Source organism: Sinorhizobium prairiense (assembly GCF_029201645.2).
GTDB lineage: Bacteria > Pseudomonadota > Alphaproteobacteria > Rhizobiales > Rhizobiaceae > Sinorhizobium > Sinorhizobium meliloti_A.
Map to the genome: position 1 here is coordinate 286,962 of NZ_CP104133.1, position 19,661 is coordinate 306,622.

Sequence of the window (19,661 nt, forward strand, 5' to 3'; positions counted from 1 at the left end):
TTCCTCATCCCGCTCTGGCAGATGTGATCGTAGTGCCGCGTAGGAGACAACCATGGCACCCAGGGCAAGTTGGAAGGGCTATATCAGACTGAGTCTCGTGAGCTGTCCGGTGAGGCTTTACCCCGCCACCAGCGCAAGCGAGCGCATTTCCTTCAATCAGCTTCACAAGGACACCCATAACCGGATCAACATGAAGCCCGTCGATCCGGAGCTCGGCCTCGTCGAGCGTTCGGACCTCGTGAAGGGCTACGAATACGAAGACAAGAAATACATCATCATCGAAGACTCGGATCTGGAAAGCGTCCGGATCGAATCCAATCACACCATGAACATCGAGGCTTTCGTCGATGCCGATTCCGTCGACGTCATCTACCAGGACGCCCCTTATTATCTGGCGCCGGACGGGGCCATGGCCGAGGAAACCTTCGTCGTCCTGCGTGAAGCTCTGCGCCGAAGCGGGAAGCTCGCGATCGCCCGCCTCGTGCTGTCCAGCCGCGAAAGGGTAGTGACCATCGGTCCGCGCGAGACCGGAATGTTCGTCTGCACCTTGCGCAATCCCAACGAGGTGCGCGGCACGGCGGATTATTTCGGCAACATTCCGGTGGGCAAACCGGATCCCGAGATGCTGCAGCTTGCCGAAGCGCTCATCGAGCAGAAGACGACGACCTTCGATCCGAAGCAGTACGAAGACCGCTACGAGGTCGCGCTGATGCAGATGATCCGCGAGAAGCTCAAGGGTCACAAGCCGATCATCGCGCAGGCGCCCGAACGCGGCAACGTCGTCAATCTCATGGATGCCCTCAAGGCGAGCCTTTCGCAGGCCAAACCGCCGGCCAGGAGCAAGCCCAAGGCGGAGCCCGCAGCAAAGGAGCCCGCTGCCAAAGCCGCGGCGGCGAAACGCGTGACGGCAAAACCCGCGACCAAGAAGAAAGCCTGATGGCGGTTGCCGGTAGGACATTCGGTATCGTGGGCGCGCTCGCCGCCTTTCCGCGGCGGCTGGCGGCGCGCGAGGTCGAGCGCCAGGGCGGACACCTCAGGCGCGGTGTCAACAGGCAGACGAAGTTCGTGGTCTTCGGGCGCGGGCTGCTCGCAAAGGCGTCCGAAGCGGAGATCGAGGCCCGCTTCGACAGCGAAAGCGGGCAGCGTCGGTGCGTGCTCAGCGAGAACGGCTTCCTCCGCCTGCTCGGACTGGCGAGCGCCCCGGAAACATCGGCGCTGACGCGGCAATCGCTCGTCGACCAGTCCGGCATCTCCCCGCGCTACCTCGATCTTCTGTCATTGTTCGACGCTTTCGAGCATGACGGCGAGCCCTATTCCTTCCGCGATCTGATCCTCGCCAGAAAATATGCCGGCCTGATGGCCAGCGGCGCGGGCTGGAGCGCGATCGCGCGCTCGGTCCACCGCTCCGGAAACGTTGCCTCCCTCACGGCGCTCTCGCTGCACCATGAACGCAAGGATGCGATCTATGCGCGACGCGCCGAAGGCCTGAGCGAGCTCGACGGTCAATTGCTGCTCGACATCGGCTCTCCCGACGAGGAGGCGCTCGAAGATCTGTTCGCTCAGGCCGAAGCGGCCGAAGAAGCGGGGAATACGACCAGGCGGCCGCGTTCTACCAGCGCTATCTCGGCATCGACCGCACCGACGAGGTTGCAGCCTTCAACCGAGCCAACTGCCTCAGGGCCGCGGGGCGGGAGGCCGAAGCGGCCCAGGACTATGTCCGCGCCATCAAGCTCGATCCTTGCTTCGTCGAGGCCTGGTTCAACCTGGCCGGGCTGATGGGCGAACGCGGCCGCACGGACACGGCCAGGCGGCATCTGAGGAGAGCGATCGAAATCGATAGCGATTACGCCGATGCCATCTTCAATCTGGCGAAGCTGGAGTTCGATGCCGGCAATCTCGCTGAGGCCCGCCGCTGGTGGACGCGTTACCTCGAGCTCGATCAGCATTCCGAATGGGCACGCGCCGCAGAACGCGGCGTGCAGTTCGTGAACCTGCATCTCCTCTCCAGAACGGCTGGCTGACATGCACGGAAAATTCCTGTTCGATGGGCCGGGCGATGCGGCCGTCACCATTCTCCTCGCGCACGGAGCCGGCGCGCCGATGGATTCGACCTCGATGACCGCGGCCGCCCTGGCGCTTGCAGGGGTGGGCTTTCGCGTCGCCCGCTTCGAGTTCGGCTATATGGCAGCGCGGCGCACTGCCGACGGACGCAAGCCCCCGCCGCGTGCGGAAACCCTCAATCCGGAGTATCGCGCGGCCATTGCCGAACTCGGCGCCCAAGGCACTCTCGTGATCGGCGGCAAGTCCATGGGCGGTCGCGTCGCCAGCATGGTCGCCGACGACCTTCATGCCGAAGGGAAGATCGCCGGGCTCCTTTGCCTCGGCTATCCCTTCCATCCCCCGGAAAACCGGAGCAGTTGCGCACCCGGCATCTCGCCGATCTCAAGACCCCTGCACTGATCTGCCAAGGGACCCGCGACGAATTCGGCACCCGCGACGAGGTTTCGCGATACGCGCTCTCCGACAGGATCGAACTTCTCTGGCTGGAGGACGGCGACCACGACCTGAAGCCACGCAAGAAGGTCTCGGGCTTCTCGACCGCGGATCACCTGAAGACGCTGGCCGAGGCGGTAGCGCGATGGGCGGATCGCCTCGCCCCTTGAGCTCCTCATGAAGATCGCGAACTTCAACATCAACGGGGTGAACAAGCGGCTCGACATCCTCTTGACCTGGCTCGCTGCGGCCGAGCCGGACGTGGTCTGCCTGCAGGAGCTCAAGGCGACGGACGGACAGTTTCCGAAGGCCGCGATCGAAGAAGCCGGCTACGGCGCCGTCTGGCGGGGCCAAGCGGCCTGGAACGGTGTTGCCATTCTCGCTCGCGGTTGCGAGCCGGTGCTCACGCGAACCGGATTGCCCGGCGACCCCTCGGATACGCAGAGCCGCTACATCGAGGCGGCGGTGAACGGCATCCTCATCGCGTCGCTCTATGCGCCCAACGGAAATCCGCAGCCCGGGCCGAAATTCGACTACAAGCTCGCCTGGCACCTGCGCTTCAACCAGCATGCCGCCGCGCTGCTCGAGACGGGGGTGCCGGTGGTGTTCGCCGGCGACTACAACATCGTTCCGGAACCGCGCGACATCTATCCGACCCGCTCCTATGACGACAACGCCCTCGTCCAGCCGGAAAGCCGCGCAGCCTTCCGGAGCCTTATCGATCAGGGCTGGCTCGACGCGCTGCGCAAGATCCACCCGAAAGATCAGCTCTTCACTTTCTGGGACTACCGCCGCAACCGCTGGCAGCGCGACGCCGGCCTTCGCCTCGACCACATTCTCTCGAGTCGCAAGCTCCGGCGCCGCCTGACCGGCGCCGGCATCGACCGGGAGATCCGTGCGCTTGAAGGAGCGAGCGACCACGCGCCGGTATGGGTGTCGCTGCGGGATTAGTCTAGCTGTCCCTGTAAGCCTGCGATGCATCCGCAGCGCCCGACTGGCGAGCCAATGCGGCGAGCTTGACCTGTACCAGCAGCGAAAGCTCGTCATAGACATTCCATTCGTCGACGATCTTCCCGTCCTTGTAGTGGTAATGGGTCATGCCCATGACCTGCAGTCGGGCACCTGTCGGTTCGCCGAGATCCTGAAGAATACCGTAGCCAAGGTGATGACCTTCCATCAGCCAACGCACCGCGACCTTGACGCCGCCTTCCTCGCAGGGGTTTGAGCAGATGTGCTGCGCCGTGTAGGCGGCATCGGGAATCGACCCGATAAGGCCAAGATGCTGGTGGGTGACGGCTGCGACCCCGTAGAGCTCCTTCATCAGCGGGCCGTGATATTGGCAGGTCGGGGCGTAGACATCCTTGATCTTTCCGAACATGCGCCCGTTGAACATCTCGTGGAGCCAGCGCAGCGTATAGGCTTCGATATCGTTATGCGCGAGCGAGACGTCCGCTTCCGCCTCGGGCGGATATTGACCGAGCAGACGGCGGTTCTCGCCGATATCGAGCGAGAGGAGCCCCTTGTCGAACGAGGATCGGGCAAGCTTTTCGGCAAAGGCATGGGGATCGAGACCGAGCTGCTTGATGATAGCCATCGTGTCGGCGACCACCCATTCGCGATAGATCTTGTTGCGGTGGATCATGCAGTCGGCGATCGTGCGCGCCACGAAGGTGCGGCCGGTGGGCGGCCCGAAATGACCAGATTGCGTATGCCGGCCAGAACCGGTGACGAGATGCGACGTGTAGAACCCCTCGACATCGTTGCCGCGCCAGAGCACCTGGGTGGCCATGCCGCGCCGCTCCGGCAGCGACACGAGCCGCTGGATCGTGTCGCGGACAACGTCCTCGCGATTGTAGATGGTGCCGAGGGTGCCGTAGAGGACACAGTTGTGGGTGTAGTGCGTGTAGATCAGACCGATATCGCGCTCGTCCCAGATCCGATGGGTGCATCGTACGATGTAGTCGACGATATCAGTGTATATCTCATCGAAACCGTCGAGCGACTGGCTGCGGGGGCGGTCGACCGGGGCGAGTTCGGTGTAGTCGCGGCGCTCGACCTGCAGAACCTGCTCCACCGGCTCCTTTCGCTGGCTCTGCGCCATGGATTTTGCTGCCTTGGTAGTGTCGTCGCTCATGAGATGTCCTTCCATTGGAATTCCGTAGGGTTACGATAGGGGGGCGGAAACGGCTGCAAGCCAGCGCTTCATGACGAGCGCCACGGGTTCGGGGTTCTCAAGCGGTGCGAAATGGCCGGCATCCGCGATGAGGTGGAGCTCCGCGCCGGCAATGCCGGCGGCGAGCTCCCGTTGCGCATCGAGCGGGCATACTTCCTCGTCCTCTCCGGCAAGCACCAGTGTCGCCTGCGTGATGGAAGCAAGCCTCGGGCGGCTGTCCGCGCGGTTTATGGCGACGTCTGCCTGTTCGGAAAGCCGGTCGGGGCCGCAGTCGCGTGCCATGGCGACGATCGTGTCGCGCAAGCCCGTATCATGGACATTCGCGGGCGCCACCAGCCGCGGCCAGGCATCGAGGATGAAGCCGTCCATGCCCTTTTCGCGCGCATCCGCGACCGCCTTGCGCCGCACCGCCGCATTGGCGGGCGGATCCGGACGCGCCGTCGTGTCCATCAGGGCGAGCTTGCCGATCCGTTTCGGCTGCTGTGCTACCATCTCGAGCGCACAGATACCTCCAAGGGAAAAGCCGGCGAGCAGAAAATAGGGCGGCGCGTCCGCAAGAATGGCCTCGGCCAGCGCCGCCATGGTGCGGGCGCCGCCCATACTGCCTATCAGAACCGGGTAATCGCCAAGCCTTTCGATCAGCGGAGCAAACACCCGGCGGTCGCAGGCTGTGCCCGGCAAAAGCAGGAGCGGCGGTCGCGGATCGTCGATTGACTGAGAAGTCTTCATTGTCGGGTTGCCCGGAGAGATTGCTCGCTTCGCCATCACGATCCGGCCTCCAGGGGTACCCAAGTAAGATTGTGAGGCCGTGCCTGAAAAATGATTGGCAGATTTTGAATACGTATGCAATAGAATTTGTGCTTGGACATTTTCGAACCTCCCGGATGCCTCTTCCTGTGTGACGCAAGCTCGCCACGCATCAGTGCCTGGACGAACGGGGCGTCGCTGGCTGCCCGCTAACCTTCGTGCCGGCAGGCGTCATTTCGGAGCGAGGAAGTGCTCTAAACTCCGGAATTGGACCACAGTCGCGGCGGCTTGGACGCGGCGAAGTCGCTCGCCTCTTCATAGGCATGGCCGATCTGGCAAAGGGTCGCCTCGCCCCCTGCCCGGGCGGCAAGCTGAAGCCCGAGCGGGAGGCCGCCGGCAAAACCACAAGGGACCGAGAGGGCGGGGTGGCCCGTGACATTGAAGGCGATGGTGCGCATGGGTGTCCACCGCGCCGCATCCCCGGTAAAATCGGCAAAGGGTATCGCCGGCGTCAGCGTCGTTGCCGTCAGGATCGCATCGAAGTCCGCGAACGCCGTGCGGTCGATCCGATTGCGCAGGCGCGCGGCAGCCTGACGAGCCCGGGAAATATCCTCCGGCGTCAAGCAGAGGCCCGACACGATGTTCTGGAAGACCTTGCGGCTGTAGCGGTCGCCGGCCTCGGCAAGCTGCCGCCGGTGCGCCTCGAAGGCCTCGGCATGGATGATGACGGCGCCGACGGCCTCGAAATCTGCCGCGGCTGGCAGTGTCACCTCCTCGATCCTCGCGCCGAGTAGCGACAAGAGCGATGCGGCTCCGTCGACGGCCTCGAGAAGCGCCGGCAGGGTCTCCGGATCACCGGCAAACCATTCGCGAGCATAGCCGATGCGCAATCCCGTCAAAGGCCTGCCCAGGCACGCGGCGGCAGGATTACCGTCCCTACCTGGAGGGTCCGCGACAGCGTCGAAGGTGATCGCCGCTTCGGCCACCGAGGCGCTGACGAAACCAACGTGGTCCATGCTCGGCGAAAGCGGAAAGACACCGCGCATGGGTATGCGGCCACAAGTCGGCTTGAAGCCGACAGCGCCGCAATAGGCGGCAGGGCTGCGCACCGAACCTCCCGTATCGGAGGCGACGGACGTGCGCAGCAGGCCGCCGGCGACCGCCGCTGCCGAACCGGATGACGAGCCGCCGGTAAAGCGCCGCACGTCCCAGGGGTTGGCGGCCGGTGGAAAGGACCGGTCGAAGACCGGGCCGACCATCGCGAATTCGTAGGTTTCCAGTTTGCCGATCAGGACGGCACCGCCCAGCCTCAGTCGACGTACCACCTCCGCATCCTCGGCCGGGATTTGCCGGACATATACATCCGAGCCATAAGTCGTCGGCATATCCGCCGTGTCGAAGAGATCCTTGACGGCAACAGGGATGCCGTGCAGCGCACCCCGATCCTCGCCGCGCTCGAAGGCCTCGTCGGCCCGCGCCGCAGCGGCGAGCGCGCTTTCCGCAGCCACATGCAGGAATGCATGATAGGTGCCGTCCCGCTCCACAATTCGGTCGAGATGCGCTTCGGTCAGCGCCACGGAGGTCAAGCTTCCGTCACGAAGCCGCGCGGCAGCCTCCGGGATCGGGAGGTCGGCTGGGTTCTCCGTCATCGGCCGTCAGCCTCCGGCGGCGCTTCGTCATCGTCTGCGATGTGGTCGAGGCGTTGCGCCGCACCATGAAGATGCACCGCACCGGCCAGAACGGGTGCCTCCCGCTCGGCTGCAATCGAGATGCCGAGGACGCGGGCCCGCTTCCGGATGATGGACAGGGTCGGCCGCGTGGATTCGGAATGTGCCATGGCGTGCTCCAGTCAGGTCCGGGCAGCCTCGAACCGCGCCCAGGCTTCCTCGAATTTTGCGAGATTGAAGCCTTCCTGTCGAGCGGGCTCCAGGATCAGCCGCTCAGTGGCGCGGAGCTTCGCGATCGAGGCCGCAAGCACGGGAAGGACGTCCTGCGGCACCACGACTGCGCCGTGGCGGTCCGCGTGAACGAGATCGCCCGGCGCAACCGTCAGGCCGAAGACGGTGACCGGGACGCCGATCGCCTCCACATGCACGAAGGCATGGCTGGGTCCGATCGAGCCGGCGATCATCGGGAAGTCCTCGGGCACGTCTCCAAGATCGCGCATGACGCCATTGGTCAGCACGCCGGAAAGGCCCAGCCCTCGGTGGACGGTCGCGTTGATCTCGCCCCAGAAGGCACCGACGCAATGGGGAAAATCCGTATCCTCGACGACGGCGACGGAAGGCGGACCGCCGCTCGCCATGTGGCGGTAGTAGTCCATGCGCCGCGCCCTTATAATGGCCGGGTCCTCGCTCGGAGGCGCGGCGGCGGCTATCTTCGCTGTGCGCGCATATCCGACGACCGGCGGGGACGCCGGAGCCGAACTGACGACCGTGCCGCGGGTAAAAGCGTCAAAGCCGCGCTTGCCCTGCGCCACCTCGATCGCGTTGCAGACGGTGGGCGTGTCGACCATGCGCAGCAGGGACAGGAGTTCGTCGTCCAAGTCTTTTCCTCCGGTAATCTGGGCCTCGAGCCGTAACCTCAGGGGTAATGAAGGGCGGCCCGCCGCCCTTCACTGGAGATCAGCCGCGCCAGGTCTGGCCGGCCTGGTCGCCGGTCGAGACGACGCGGTAGAGGCTCGCCTCGCCGGTCATCGCGGGCGCGAGGCTGCGCTTGAGGCCCGGCGGAACGGCGCAGGTGTCGCCCGGCGCCAGCACGGATTGGCCGCCGTCCCAGGCGAGCTTCCAATGGCCGCGCATGACCATCAGCACCTCGTGACGTTCGTTCACATAGGCCTCTTCCGGAATCGAGCCGCGCGTGAGCAGTTCGACCTCGAAGCCCGGCTTGTCGCGCAACAGCGCCTTCTCGCCGATCACCTTTGCCGGCGCCTTTTGCGCCAGCGCCATCAGATCCCAGTAACGGGCGACATAGTCGCGTACCACGTCCTGAACCGGCGTTTCCGGGAAGGCCCTCAGCTCTTCCTCCGTCAGAAGCGGCATCGGCCTGATGCCATCGGGCAGCGACTGACCCTTCTTGGTATCGTAGAGCTTGCCGTTTTCGCCGAGAACCAAACCGTGATCCTTGGCATCCTCGATCACCTGCGGCGCCCAGATCACGCCGCCGCCGGCGTCGTCGCCGCCGAGTATGGCCATTATCATTCCATAGTCCGTACCGATATTCTCGAAGCCGCGGAAGATGCCGGTCGGAATGTTGAAGATGTCGCCCTCTTCGAGCACGACCTCGCCGGCCTTGCCCCAGCGCCCCCAAAAGAAGCGCCAGCGACCCTTGAGCACGAAGAAGACTTCGGCCGTGCGGTGCGAATGCAGCGAATTGCGGCACTTCGGCGGCTGGCCGGCAGCCCCGATGTTGAAGCCGGGCGTGTCCTTGATATGGACGTGCTGGTCAGCGCTTTCCGAGACGCCGCCCCCGATTATGGTGAAGTTTTCCTTCTGGTTCGAGCCCGGCGTATGAGCGTCGATGAAGGCGGTCCGGCATGGTTTCAATTCGCCATAGCGAACGATGCGTTTTTCCATTTCCGTCTGGGAGATGTGCATTTGTAATGCCTTTCATACGTATGCAAAATAGATTGCGGTCATGGCTTCGCCCTCAAGAGTCGGGCGATGTGGCTAGCGTGTCTCTCCTGTCTGCGCTTTTGCGCGGGTCGAGCCGCGCAGGACCAGGGCGCCATCAAGGGCGATGCGGCGCGCGGCCCCCTCCCCCTCTTTGATGTTCTGCATGAGCGTGGCCACCGTCTCGGCGACCATGTGGTCGACGTTCTGGCGGATCGTCGTCAGGTCGTAGGCGGGCCAGCGCGCCGGCGGCACGTCGTCGAAGCCGACGACGGAGACATCGTCGGGAACGCGCAGTCCCAGTTCGAAGCGCAGCACGTCCATTACCGCGAAGGCCATATGATCGTTGCAGACGAAGACGGCGTCGGGCCGCTCCGGTCCTGCAAACATGCGTCGGGCCGCCGACTGCGCCTCTTCATAGCGGAAGTTTCCGACCTCGCGTGCAAATAGCGCGAGCCCCGCCGCCTCCAGCCCTTCGCGAAATCCCTGTTCGCGGTCGCGCTGCGTCGAGGCGCCCTCGAAGCCTGCGATGTAGCCGCAGCGTCTGTGGCCAAGTGAAACGAGCAATTCCGCCAGCTGGCGGCCACCGCCGCGGTTGTCCGAAGTGACGGCCGAGAGCCGCTGGTCGTCCTGCAGGCGGTTGAACAGCACGATCGGCACGCCGGAGGCGTGGCAGCGCGCTGCCAGCTCAGAGGACATGTTCGCCGAGGCGAGCACGATGCCGTCCACCTGATAATCGAGGATTTCCTGGGTAATCTGGTCGACGTTCTCAGATGCGATCGAGGAGATGAAGACCAGCACATGATAGCCCTGGTCCTGCAACGCCTTCGACAGACGCTCGACTACCTCCGGATAGAAGTAATTTTCCAGATAGGCGACGACGAGGCCGATGATGCGGCTGCGGCCCGTGATCAGCGATCGGGCGAGCACGTTCGGCCGGTAGCCGAGCTCTTCGGCAGCCGCCCTGATCTTCTCCGCCGTCTTTTTCGAAACAGACGTCCCCGGCGTGAAGTAGCGCGACACGGCCGATTGGCTTACCCCCGCCAGGCGGGCAACATCGTTCGAGGTGACCTTCTCGTTTGCCATCAGTCCGCTGTCCACCCCCCATCAACCATCAGCGCGGTCCCCGTCACCATCGCCGAGGCATCGCTCGCAAGATAGGTGACGGCAGCCATAATGTCTTCCACGCGCCCGAGGCGCCCGAGCTTGATTTTCTCCTTTATCCACTGGACCCGATCGGGTCGGGAAAAGGTCTGCTCCGTCAGCGGCGTGCGAATGAATGTCGGGCAGATCGTATTGACCCGAATGCCCTTCGGGCCCCACTCGATCGCCATTGATTTGGTGAAGCCCTCGACGGCGTGTTTCGTGGCGCTGTAGACGGCCCTGTCGATGCCGCCGACATGGGCCATCTGCGAGGAAATGTTGATGAGCGAGCCCGGCTCGCCGGCGGCAATCAACCCCTTGGCGACAGCCCGCGTGAGGAAATAGGCGCCGCGCACATTGAGCGCGAAGACCGCGTCGAAGTCCGCCGGAGCCGTATCCTCCGCCGGGCCATGGCGGGCGGTGCCCGCACTGTTGACCAGAACATGGAACGCTCCGTGGCGCGCGATTGCAGCCTCGGTCGCCTCGACATTGGCGACATCGAGCACCAGGGTTTCGGCCGAGAACCCCTGGGCGCGGATCGCCGCCACCGCTTCGGCAAGCCTCTCCGGCGAGCGCGCCGATAGTACCACATGGGCGCCCGCCTCCGCGAGCGCGACAGCGCAACCGAAGCCGATGCCCGACGAAGCTCCAGCGATCAGGGCACGCTTGTCGTCCAGGCGGAAGGAAGGCGTGCGGGGCAGGATCAATGCAGAAGCCTCCCTTGCTGCATCGCCGGGGCGGGCACGCGCGGGCCCACGCCGGGGGTTGTGTGAAGCGATCTATTCAAGCGCCGCGCCCTCCCCGTAACCGATGCTGCGCCCGCCATAGCGGCGAACCCGGACATTTGCCTGTTCGGCATGGCCGACGAAGCCTTCCAGAAGGCACAGGCGCGAGCAATAGGCGCCGATCTCCGCTGCGGCTTCGTCCGTCAGTACCCGTTGGTAGGAATGCGTCTTCAGGAATTTTCCGACCCAGAGGCCGCCCGTATAACGGCCGGCCTTCCTGGTCGGCAGAGTGTGATTGGTGCCGATTACCTTGTCGCCATTGGCGACATTGGTTCGGGGTCCAAGGAAGAGCGCACCGTAGGAGTGCATGTTCTCCAGGAACCAATCGTCGCGGTCAGTCATGACCTGCACATGCTCGGAGGCGAGGTCGTTGGCGACATCGAGCATTTCCTCATAGGTATCGCACAGTATGACCTCGCCGTAATCGCGCCAGGAGGCACCTGCGGTTTCCGCCGTCGGCAGGATCGCAAGGATGCGATCGATCTCCGCAATGGTCCGGTGGGCGAGATCGTGCGAGTTGGTAACGAGCACCGCAGGCGAATTGTAGCCGTGTTCGGCCTGGCCAAGCAGGTCGGTTGCGCACAGCTCGGCGTCGACCGTCTCGTCGGCGATTACCATTGTCTCGGTCGGGCCGGCGAAGAGATCGATGCCGACGCGCCCGTACAACTGCCGCTTGGCTTCGGCGACGAAGGCGTTGCCAGGGCCGACCAGCATGTCGACCGGGTCGATCGTCTCGGTGCCGAGTGCCATCGCGCCCACCGCCTGCATGCCTCCCAGCACGTAGATCTCGTGGGCACCGGCCTTGTGCATCGCCGCCACGATCGCCGGGTGCGGCTCACCCTTCTGCGGGGGTGCGGAGGCAACTATGCGTGGCACGCCCGCGACCGCAGCCGTCAGCACCGACATATGGGCGGAGGCGACCATCGGGAACTTGCCGCCGGGCACGTAGCAACCGACCGACTGCACGGGAATGTTGCGATGCCCCAGGATCACGCCCGGGATCGTCTCGACCTCGATGTCCTTCATCGAAGCACGCTGGGCTTCGGCGAAGCGGCGGATCTGTTTCTGGGCGAAATCGATATCAGCCATGTCGCGGGCAGAGACCTTGGACATCGCGGCCTCGATCTCGGAGTGGCTCAGCCGGAAGGACGGCGGCGAAAATCCGTCGAACTTCTCCGAAAGTTCCCGAACCGCTTGATCGCCTCGCGTCTCGATGTCCTTCAGTGTCGCTTCGACGATCGCGCGAACCTTCGCGTCTTCCTCCGATCGCTGGGCCTCGGGCTTGCCGCGCTTGAGGTAGGTCACCGTCATGTTGTTCCTTCCCTTGGGACATGCCGGCCATGCGAAACCGCATGCCGATCGTATGTTTCAGTTTCCGGGTGTCCGCGCGATCCGCACACCCGTATCGGTATCGAACAGGTGGCAGATCGAGGCGGGAATCGCCGCATGCACGACATCGCCGATCTCGGCGCGGTATTCCTTGCCGGATTTGATGGAGACGAGCTGGTCGCCGATTCGGAAGCTTGCCATGGTGGCTTCGCCGAGAAGCTCCATCGAATAGACCTCGGCGCCGAACTCGCCGCCCTCGGAAACGAGCGAGGCGTCCTCGGCGCGGAAGCCGAGCGTCACCGGGCCCCTCACATTCGTCTGCAGACCGCCGACGGTGATGCCCGGCCCTCGGAAAGTGCCGTTGTCGATGTCGCCGGAGACAAGGTTCATCGCCGGCGAGCCTATGAAGGACGCAACGAACGTATTGGCGGGATTGTCATAGATATCCGTCGGAGTGCCCGCCTGCTGGATGACGCCCTTGTTCATCACTACCACCCGATCGGCAAGCGTCATCGCCTCGATCTGGTCATGAGTGACGTAGATCGTCGTGACTTTCAGCGTGTGCTGCAGGTTCTTGATCTGAGCACGCGTCGAGACGCGAAGCTTTGCATCAAGATTCGAGAGCGGTTCGTCCATCAGGAAGGCTGCCGGCTGGCGCACGATGGCGCGCCCGAGCGCGACGCGCTGCCGCTGACCTCCGGAGAGGGCTGCAGGCCGGCGCTCCAGGAAATCCACCAACTCGACCATGCGGGCGGCCTGCATGACCTTCTCGTGGTGCAGTTCCTTCGGGACCTTGCGTACGCGTAGCGGAAAACGAATGTTCTCGTAGACGGTCATGTTGGGATAGAGGCCATAGCTCTGGAAAACCATCGAGATGTCCCGATCCTTTGGCTCCAGATTGTTGACTATGCGGTCGCCGAGCCAGATCTCGCCTTCGCTGATGTCGTCGAGCCCGGCGATCATGCGCATCGTCGTCGTCTTTCCGCAGCCGGACGGCCCGAGCAGCACCAGGAACTCCCGGTCGGCGATGTCGAGATCGAAATTGTTAACACCGACGAAATTGTGCCAACGCTTCGACACGTTCTTCAGGCGGATTTCAGCCATTGCGATTATCCCTTGACTGCGCCCGCGGTAAGCCCGCTGACGATCTGACGTTGGAAGAACATGACCAGCACGAAGAGCGGTGCGGTCGCGGAAACGACGGCTGCGACAGCGAACATGACGTTACCCTCCTGCTGTATCGTCCCGAGGAAGCTCGCGATTTTCGGCACCATCGTTTGGTTGGGCTGCGACAGGAGCATCGCGGTGACGGCGAAATCGTTATAGGCAAGCAGGAAGGAGAACAGGCCCGTTGTGATCACGCCTGGCCACATGACGGGGATCACCACCATGCGGAAAGCCTGAAACCGTGAGCAGCCGTCGACCATCGCGCTTTCGTCGAGATCCTTGGGGATCGACAGGAAAAACGAATGCAGCATCCAGAGGGTGAAAGGCTGGTTGATCGCCACCAGCACGATGATGGCGGTTGGCAGATGGCCCCAGATGTTCATTTCGAAAAAGGGCAGCAGATAGCCAGAGACCAGCGTGATGTGCGGCATGGCGCGGAACACCAGGGCCAGCATCAGCAGCCAGAAGGTATAACGGTAGCCGGAGCGCGCCAGCGCGTAGCCGCCGAGCGTGCCGAAGGTAAGCGAGATGACGACAACGGACACCGTGACGATGATCGTATTGAGGACCGAGGAGAAGAAGTCGCGCAGCACCCAGGCGCCGTAATAGCCGTCGCCGGTAAAGGCGGAACCGGTCTGGGCGATTGTGCGTGTGCCCTCGATGGCAAACCACCAGCTGTCGCGCGAGAAAAAATCCTGCTCGACCTTGAACGATCCCCAGACCGTCCAGATGAAGGGAAAAGCCGCCATCAACACCCAGAGCAGCACGAAAGTGGTGGAAAGGACCGTCAGCGGCAGGGGCCTTCTGCGTTTTTTGACAATCATCGCTGCTGCACCTCATCGACGGTTGAATTCGCGCCGGGTGCGCACGAGCACCGGCGATAGCAGGATCACGACGCCGATTATGGTCAGCATCGAGGTGGCCGCGGCCGAGCCGAAGAGCTGATCGACTTGGCCGCGCAGGTCGTTGAAGATCGACCACGAGAGCGAGGTCGCATTTGCCTCGGCGCTGAAGCCGACGATCGGTTCGAAGACGCGGAAATTGTCCATTAGCTGCACCAGCGCGACGAAGGTGGCGAGCGGCATCAGATGTGGAATGACGACGAAACGGATGCGCTCCCACCGGTTGGCGCCGTCGATCATCGCGGATTCGAGCGTATCGTGCGGCACGGTTTGCAGGCCGGCATAGAAGACGACGAAAGAGAACGGTGCATTGTGCCAGATGCCGTAGACGAGAAGGGTGGCCCAGGTCAGGACCGCCGAGGATTTCAGAGACAATGTCGGATCGTTCAGCAACGATTGCAGCGTCGCGCCGAGGATGCCCTGCGGCGACGACATCCAGTAAAGGATCAGCGCGCCGACGAGCGGAGTCACGATCATGGGTAGCAGCGAGAAGAAGATGACCGGCCCCTTGTAGAACGGCGGAATGGCGTTCACCCCGAGCGCGATGCAGAAGCCGAGCAGCATGGCCAGCGGCGTGACCACGAAGGTGTAGGTCAGGGTGAAGGCGAGTGCCCTGTAAAAAGGCAGGTTGTAGATGCGCGAAGCGATATCGGCGAAGCCCGCATTGTCTGACAGGATCGCGCCGATTTCGGCGGTGGCCAAGTGATTGCGGTCGAGATAGGTGCCGAAGCCGTTGAAGCGGCCGAGCGGCTCGGCATGGCGCAGCTTTTCGGTCGCCTCGGCGTCCACGCGCGTTTCCGTGGTGCAGCCGGCGAAGGGAGCGCAGGTCTCGACTTCGGTCACGACCCGCTCGTGCTGGACGTAGAGCGACTGCACCGCGACCGAGACGATCGGCAAGGCGATGAAGAGCAGCATCGCCAGCAGCGACGGCATGATGAAGGCAAAGAAAGCCTTGTGAGGCATGCGCCCTCTCCTTGCTCATTTTGCGTGTTGCATCTCGTCCCACGAGGCGGGACATTCCGACTGGCCACGGAGCGCGCGCGAAGCGGCGCTCCGTGTGCGTTATTTGAGGAATCCGCCCTCTCTGGCGGCCGCGCTGTAGGATGCCTCTACATCCTTCAGCGCCTCCTCGGCGCTTTCGCGTCCCTGCATGAACTCCGCCAGTTCGGAACCGAGAGCCGAGTGCAGCAGGCCCATATAGGGCAGCATCGGATAGGGCTTCGCGCCGCCATTTGCCGTTGCAAGCACGCCGACCGCATTGGGGCCGGGCTCGTATCCCTTAGTCAACCAGGTCGCAAGAGCCGGATGCTTCTGACCGACCTCCGGTCGGACGCCGTAGACCATGGCACGGAAGGATGCTTCTGCATCCTCGTCGGAGATGTTCTTGGCGATGGAGAAGCCGTCCCACCAGAGCGCTGCCGCAGGGGTCGAGCCGCCTCCAACGGTAGGCGCGGCGGCGAGAACCGTGTTGTCGGCAATCTCCGCCGGGGTCTTTGCCGGGTCGATCACGCCGCCGGCAAGCGACCCCCAACCGTTGATGATTGCCGTCTTTCCGGCCGCATAGCCCTTGACGATCTCGTCGGCATTGTAGGTCATGAAGTCGGGGTTCATGTACTCGGTCATCGCCTTCATGGTCTTCAGCGTGGCGAGGCCCTTTTCGTTGTTGATGGTCGGGGCTGCCGAACCCGCTTCGAAGAGCTCCCCGCCGTAACCGAGATACATGTTGACGAATTCGGCGGCGAGGTCCCAGCCGGCCTTGTTGGAGGCGGCGAGCGGATAGTCCATGAGACCCTTATCCTTGATCGCCTTGGCCGCCGCGAGAATATCCTCGTAGGACTTCGGCTGTTGAAGCCCCGCCTTTTCCAGAATGTCCTTGCGGAAGAAGAGATGCTGGGAGTTGCCCATGAAGGCGACCGCCATGATCTTGCCGTCGAGCTTGATAAGCTGGGTCGGCTGGAGATCCTGGCCGTATTTGGCGACGAGGTCGTCCAGCGGGCGCAGAAGACCCTCATTCAACAGTGGAACGATCGAGTTGTTGGCGATGACGGCGACGGTGTATTGCGCCGGATTCGTCGTCAGCGCGGGCACCTGCAGGTTCTTGTGCTCGCTCGTCTGGTTCTTGCTGACCTTCACGGTCGCAGAGGCGCATTTCTCGGCCTCCGACGCGACAAGACGCAGCGCCTCGAAGTCGTTCGAAAGAATGCGCACCGTGCCTTTCTCTATGCCGCATTCCGCCCTGGCAGGCTGAACTGTGCCAAGGCCTGCCAGAATGATGGCAGCGGTTGACGCGAATAATGCCGGTTTTCTCATGTTCCCACCTTCTTTCTTGACGGCGTTTTCGTTCCAGGCGCCGCGTCTGCTCCCAACATCCTCGGCGTCGTTTAGTGCATCATATGTATTCTGCATACGTATGCAAGCTATTTTGCAGGCGTATGCAAAAATGCTGTGGGATATGGCTGGAAGCACGCTGCTCGCTGCAAAAATGCGCGTTTCAAAGGCAGCTGGTGATGCCACCGTCGACGTAGAGGATGTGACCGGTGACGAAGCTCGATGCGGCCGATGCCAGGAATACGGCGGCCCCTGCCAGCTCGACGGTATCGCCCCAGCGGCCAAGCGGCGTTCTCTGCTCGAGCCATGTCGAGAACTTCTCGTCCGAAACCAGCGCACTGTTCAGTTCCGTCTTGAAGTAGCCCGGGGCAAGCCCGTTGACGCGGATGCCGTAGCGGCCCCAGTCGAGCGCCATGCCTTTGGTCAGCATTTTCAGCCCGCCTTTAGACGCAGCATAGGGCGCGATCGAGGGACGCGCGAGTTCGCTCTGCACCGAACAGATATTGATTATCGTCCCCTCGCGGCGTTCGATCATCCCCTGAACGACCGCCTGGCCGACGAGAAAGGCACTCGTCAAATTGGTTTCGATGACGCGCCTGAAGGCGTCTTCCGGGAATTCGTGAAGCGGCGTGCGGTGCTGTATTCCGGCATTGTTGACCAGAATGTCGATACGGCCTCGCTCGGCGAGAATATCGGCCACCGCTTGGCCGATCTCGGCCGACTTGGTGACGTCGAAGGCCGAGGCTCCCACGGTGAAGCCGCGCTCTTCGAGTTCCGCCCGTGCACCGGCAAGGCGCGCCTCGTCGCGACCGTTGAGGATGACTGACGCCCCCGCCTCGCAAAGAGCGCGCGCCATGGTGAGGCCGAGCCCGCCGCTCGATCCGGTAATAAGGGCGATCCGGCCGCTCAGATCGAAAAGCGCGGGAAGGCCGTTTATCCGCGGCGCGGCGTTTGAGGCACCATCTATCATGTATCGGGCTCCTTGGGCGGGCGTGCCACTCTCGGCACGGGGGGCATGGCGCAGCTTTGGCTCCGCTGCCACCCGGAACATAGGAGCAAACAGGGCGGCGGTACAGTTCCTGACCGGCGGGCCGGCAAAGTCCTCAGGTCGGCCCCAGAGGCCGGCGGGGATGAGCGCGAGAAAGCAGAACATTCCCAAAGGCTTGCTGTCGCGCGGCGGGAATCCTCGCGAGGGTTGGCTGACGATTTCCTGCCGATCTGCGTGCAGCGTCAGTCTCGGTGACCGTGGTCGTCGAGGAAGGTCCTGGCGATTTCGGAGACGATATCCGGGAGAACCCCGAAGGCATAGGGTTCATGGACGCGCTCGAACTTCTGGTGGAACTCCCGTCCCCAAGGCCCGAGATTGACTGTCGGGAACCGCAGCGCGTTCTCGGGTGGCCGATCGACCAGACGCGCGATCGGGGTGTTGTCCGAAACGACCTGGCTGCCGCTTGCGGCAAGCCCGAGGAAACTCATGTCCGAGATTCCGTAGAAATGCGGCTTCCAGACGAGGCTTCGCGCGGGATCGTTGCCAAGACCGGCACGGGCTTTCTCGATCGCCTGATGAAGGGAGCGGTCGTTCCCTTCGGTCAGGCGCAGATGGCTGGGCGGATACTGCAGGCCGGAGAAGCCGATGACGATGGCGGGGCCGGAAAGGCGCGCGAGACCGACCAGCCACTCCGTCAGTTGCCGCGTAGCGACGAGCGGATTGTCGCTCTGAGAGAATTCTCGTTCCTTCTCGGCATAGAGGGCTTCAAAGCCGTCCCCGAAGACGCGTGCTGCCGCCGCCCGCACTTCCTTGAAGGACAGGAGGCGCGGCCTGGCCGGTATGGCGCCCGCACTTCCGCCGACGAGCTTGCCGTATTCCGCCGACTGTGCCGCAAACTTCTCGACGGCCTCGTTCGCCCCGGTCAGCACTTCCTCTCGGAAGCGCGCAAAGAGTGCGTCCGCCGTCATCGAATGGTAGAGCCAGTTGAAAGCTATCCAGAAACGCTCCGGCGTCGTCACTTCGTAACCGTCGCGCAGATCCTTCGCCTCAAGGCAGATCGGCGGCGGCGAGATGTCGTTGTCGTCTCGATCCGCCAGAGAGGCGTTCCCTTCCAGGCGTGCCAGGATCCCAGCCGCGATGGCCTGTGCGCTCACCCCTTCGAACGGATAGCTCGCATGAGAGCTGCAGCCGATCACCAGGGCAAAGGGTAGAAGCTTGCCGATCGTGCCGGCGTAGACGGCCCGTCCTTCGCTGCCGTCGCCCTGATCCGAGGTCACGTCGAGGTTGATGCCCCCGGCGATTTCGATGTCGAAATCCCTGACCAGACCGGGCAACGCATCCCGGAGCGATCGCATTCCCCGGCTTTCGCGTTCCTCGTCGGGGGTGGCGACCAGCATGAGATTGCCCTGTCGGTCCGTGTCGGCCGCGAATTGTTCGAGACAGGCGATGGCCACGGCGAGTCCGCTCTTCATGTCGAGCAGACCGCGGCCGGGGAGGAAGTCGCCACTCGCCAGATCCGCCAAGGCCCGCTCTTCCTGTTCGGATCGGTCGGTGCGCGCCGACAGGCTTTCGATGAGTGCATCCTTGAGCGCCAGGCTGTCGCATGCGAGGGCCTTGAGCTCGTGATAGTTGTCGGTCGAAACCGTGTCGAAGTGGCCGGCCATGACCAGCGTTCGCTTACCCGTGCCGCGAACGAGCGCAACGACATTGCGGGTCAGCGGTTCGCCGTGACTTGCGACGAGGCGCAGGTCCTGCGGATGCGCCCGAAAATAGGGGAGTTCGCCAAGAAGACCATGGAGGCGATCCGCGAAGGATGCTTCACCCCGCGTGCCGGTTTCGCTCGGCCAGGACGTCATGCGCAGAGCTAATTGCCGGACGCGCTTGCTGTCGATCCGGCTTCCAGCCCGAGAGGCAGTCTCTTCTTGTGCACTCGTCATTGCAATTCTCCGTCTTCAGTTCGACAGGTGCCTTTGAAAGAGCCCACGCGTTCGGTCT

The 19,661-nt window shown here is 63.5% G+C and carries 17 protein-coding genes and 2 pseudogenes; 4 read left to right on the top strand and 15 right to left on the bottom strand.

Annotation, left to right across the window (positions count from 1 at the left end; all coding sequences use genetic code 11):
• The first annotated feature begins 52 nt into the window (after window positions 1-52).
• From ku to xth, 4 genes and pseudogenes are all read left to right on the top strand, one after another.
• Entirely contained in the window at window positions 53-937 is an 885-nt protein-coding gene (gene ku / locus N0Q91_RS24720; protein WP_275599386.1) for a non-homologous end joining protein Ku, read from the top strand.
• A pseudogene (locus N0Q91_RS24725) lies at window positions 937-2,021 on the top strand (tetratricopeptide repeat protein). Before ku ends, N0Q91_RS24725 begins: the two are co-directional and overlap by 1 nt.
• Window position 2,022: 1 nt before the next feature.
• Window positions 2,023-2,663, top strand: a pseudogene (locus N0Q91_RS24730) (alpha/beta hydrolase family protein).
• A gap of 7 nt (window positions 2,664-2,670) precedes the next feature.
• A complete protein-coding gene (gene xth, locus N0Q91_RS24735) occupies window positions 2,671-3,444 on the top strand; it encodes an exodeoxyribonuclease III (protein WP_275599387.1) in 774 nt (257 codons plus the stop codon).
• Between the two features lies 1 nt (window position 3,445).
• Here xth and N0Q91_RS24740 read toward each other — a convergent pair whose 3' ends face one another.
• The 15 genes from N0Q91_RS24740 to N0Q91_RS24810 all read right to left on the bottom strand — a co-directional run bounded on the left by N0Q91_RS24740 (window position 3,446) and on the right by N0Q91_RS24810 (window position 19,603).
• A complete protein-coding gene (locus N0Q91_RS24740) occupies window positions 3,446-4,627 on the bottom strand; it encodes a nuclear transport factor 2 family protein (RefSeq protein WP_275599388.1) in 1,182 nt (393 codons plus the stop codon).
• Between the two features lie 30 nt (window positions 4,628-4,657).
• A complete protein-coding gene (locus N0Q91_RS24745; RefSeq protein WP_275599389.1) occupies window positions 4,658-5,395 on the bottom strand; it encodes an alpha/beta fold hydrolase in 738 nt (245 codons plus the stop codon).
• Window positions 5,396-5,667: 272 nt separating this feature from the next.
• Entirely contained in the window at window positions 5,668-7,062 is a 1,395-nt protein-coding gene (locus N0Q91_RS24750; protein WP_275599390.1) for an amidase, read from the bottom strand.
• A complete protein-coding gene (locus N0Q91_RS24755) occupies window positions 7,059-7,250 on the bottom strand; it encodes a hypothetical protein (RefSeq protein ID WP_275599391.1) in 192 nt (63 codons plus the stop codon). The genes N0Q91_RS24750 and N0Q91_RS24755 overlap by 4 nt, the downstream gene beginning before the upstream one ends.
• A gap of 12 nt (window positions 7,251-7,262) precedes the next feature.
• The gene (locus N0Q91_RS24760) at window positions 7,263-7,958 is read right to left on the bottom strand and encodes an RraA family protein (protein WP_275599392.1); all 696 of its coding nucleotides are present in this window, start codon (window positions 7,956-7,958) and stop codon (window positions 7,263-7,265) included.
• A 79-nt stretch (window positions 7,959-8,037) separates the two neighbouring features.
• Entirely contained in the window at window positions 8,038-9,009 is a 972-nt protein-coding gene (locus tag N0Q91_RS24765; RefSeq protein WP_275599393.1) for a cupin domain-containing protein, read from the bottom strand.
• A gap of 72 nt (window positions 9,010-9,081) precedes the next feature.
• Window positions 9,082-10,110: a LacI family DNA-binding transcriptional regulator gene (locus tag N0Q91_RS24770; protein WP_275599394.1), complete on the bottom strand. Its 1,029-nt coding sequence runs from the start codon at window positions 10,108-10,110 to the stop codon at window positions 9,082-9,084.
• On the bottom strand, window positions 10,110-10,874 hold the full coding sequence (locus tag N0Q91_RS24775) for an SDR family NAD(P)-dependent oxidoreductase (protein ID WP_275599395.1): 765 nt from the start codon (window positions 10,872-10,874) through the stop codon (window positions 10,110-10,112). Before N0Q91_RS24775 ends, N0Q91_RS24770 begins: the two co-directional genes overlap by 1 nt.
• Window positions 10,875-10,946: 72 nt before the next feature.
• Entirely contained in the window at window positions 10,947-12,263 is a 1,317-nt protein-coding gene (gene hisD / locus N0Q91_RS24780) for a histidinol dehydrogenase (RefSeq protein ID WP_275599396.1), read from the bottom strand.
• Window positions 12,264-12,320: 57 nt separating this feature from the next.
• Window positions 12,321-13,385: an ABC transporter ATP-binding protein gene (locus tag N0Q91_RS24785; RefSeq protein WP_275599397.1), complete on the bottom strand. Its 1,065-nt coding sequence runs from the start codon at window positions 13,383-13,385 to the stop codon at window positions 12,321-12,323.
• 5 nt (window positions 13,386-13,390) lie between these two features.
• The gene (locus tag N0Q91_RS24790) at window positions 13,391-14,272 is read right to left on the bottom strand and encodes a carbohydrate ABC transporter permease (protein ID WP_275599398.1); all 882 of its coding nucleotides are present in this window, start codon (window positions 14,270-14,272) and stop codon (window positions 13,391-13,393) included.
• A gap of 12 nt (window positions 14,273-14,284) precedes the next feature.
• Window positions 14,285-15,313, bottom strand: coding sequence for a carbohydrate ABC transporter permease (locus N0Q91_RS24795; protein ID WP_275599399.1), 1,029 nt, complete (start codon window positions 15,311-15,313; stop codon window positions 14,285-14,287).
• Between the two features lie 99 nt (window positions 15,314-15,412).
• On the bottom strand, window positions 15,413-16,660 hold the full coding sequence (locus N0Q91_RS24800; RefSeq protein WP_275599400.1) for an ABC transporter substrate-binding protein: 1,248 nt from the start codon (window positions 16,658-16,660) through the stop codon (window positions 15,413-15,415).
• A gap of 181 nt (window positions 16,661-16,841) precedes the next feature.
• Window positions 16,842-17,648, bottom strand: a complete 807-nt coding sequence (locus N0Q91_RS24805) for a glucose 1-dehydrogenase (RefSeq protein ID WP_275599401.1) — start codon at window positions 17,646-17,648, stop codon at window positions 16,842-16,844.
• 260 nt (window positions 17,649-17,908) lie between these two features.
• Window positions 17,909-19,603 (bottom strand): M20/M25/M40 family metallo-hydrolase, encoded by a 1,695-nt coding sequence (locus N0Q91_RS24810; RefSeq protein WP_275599402.1) that lies wholly within the window; start codon window positions 19,601-19,603, stop codon window positions 17,909-17,911.
• Window positions 19,604-19,661 lie beyond the last annotated feature (58 nt).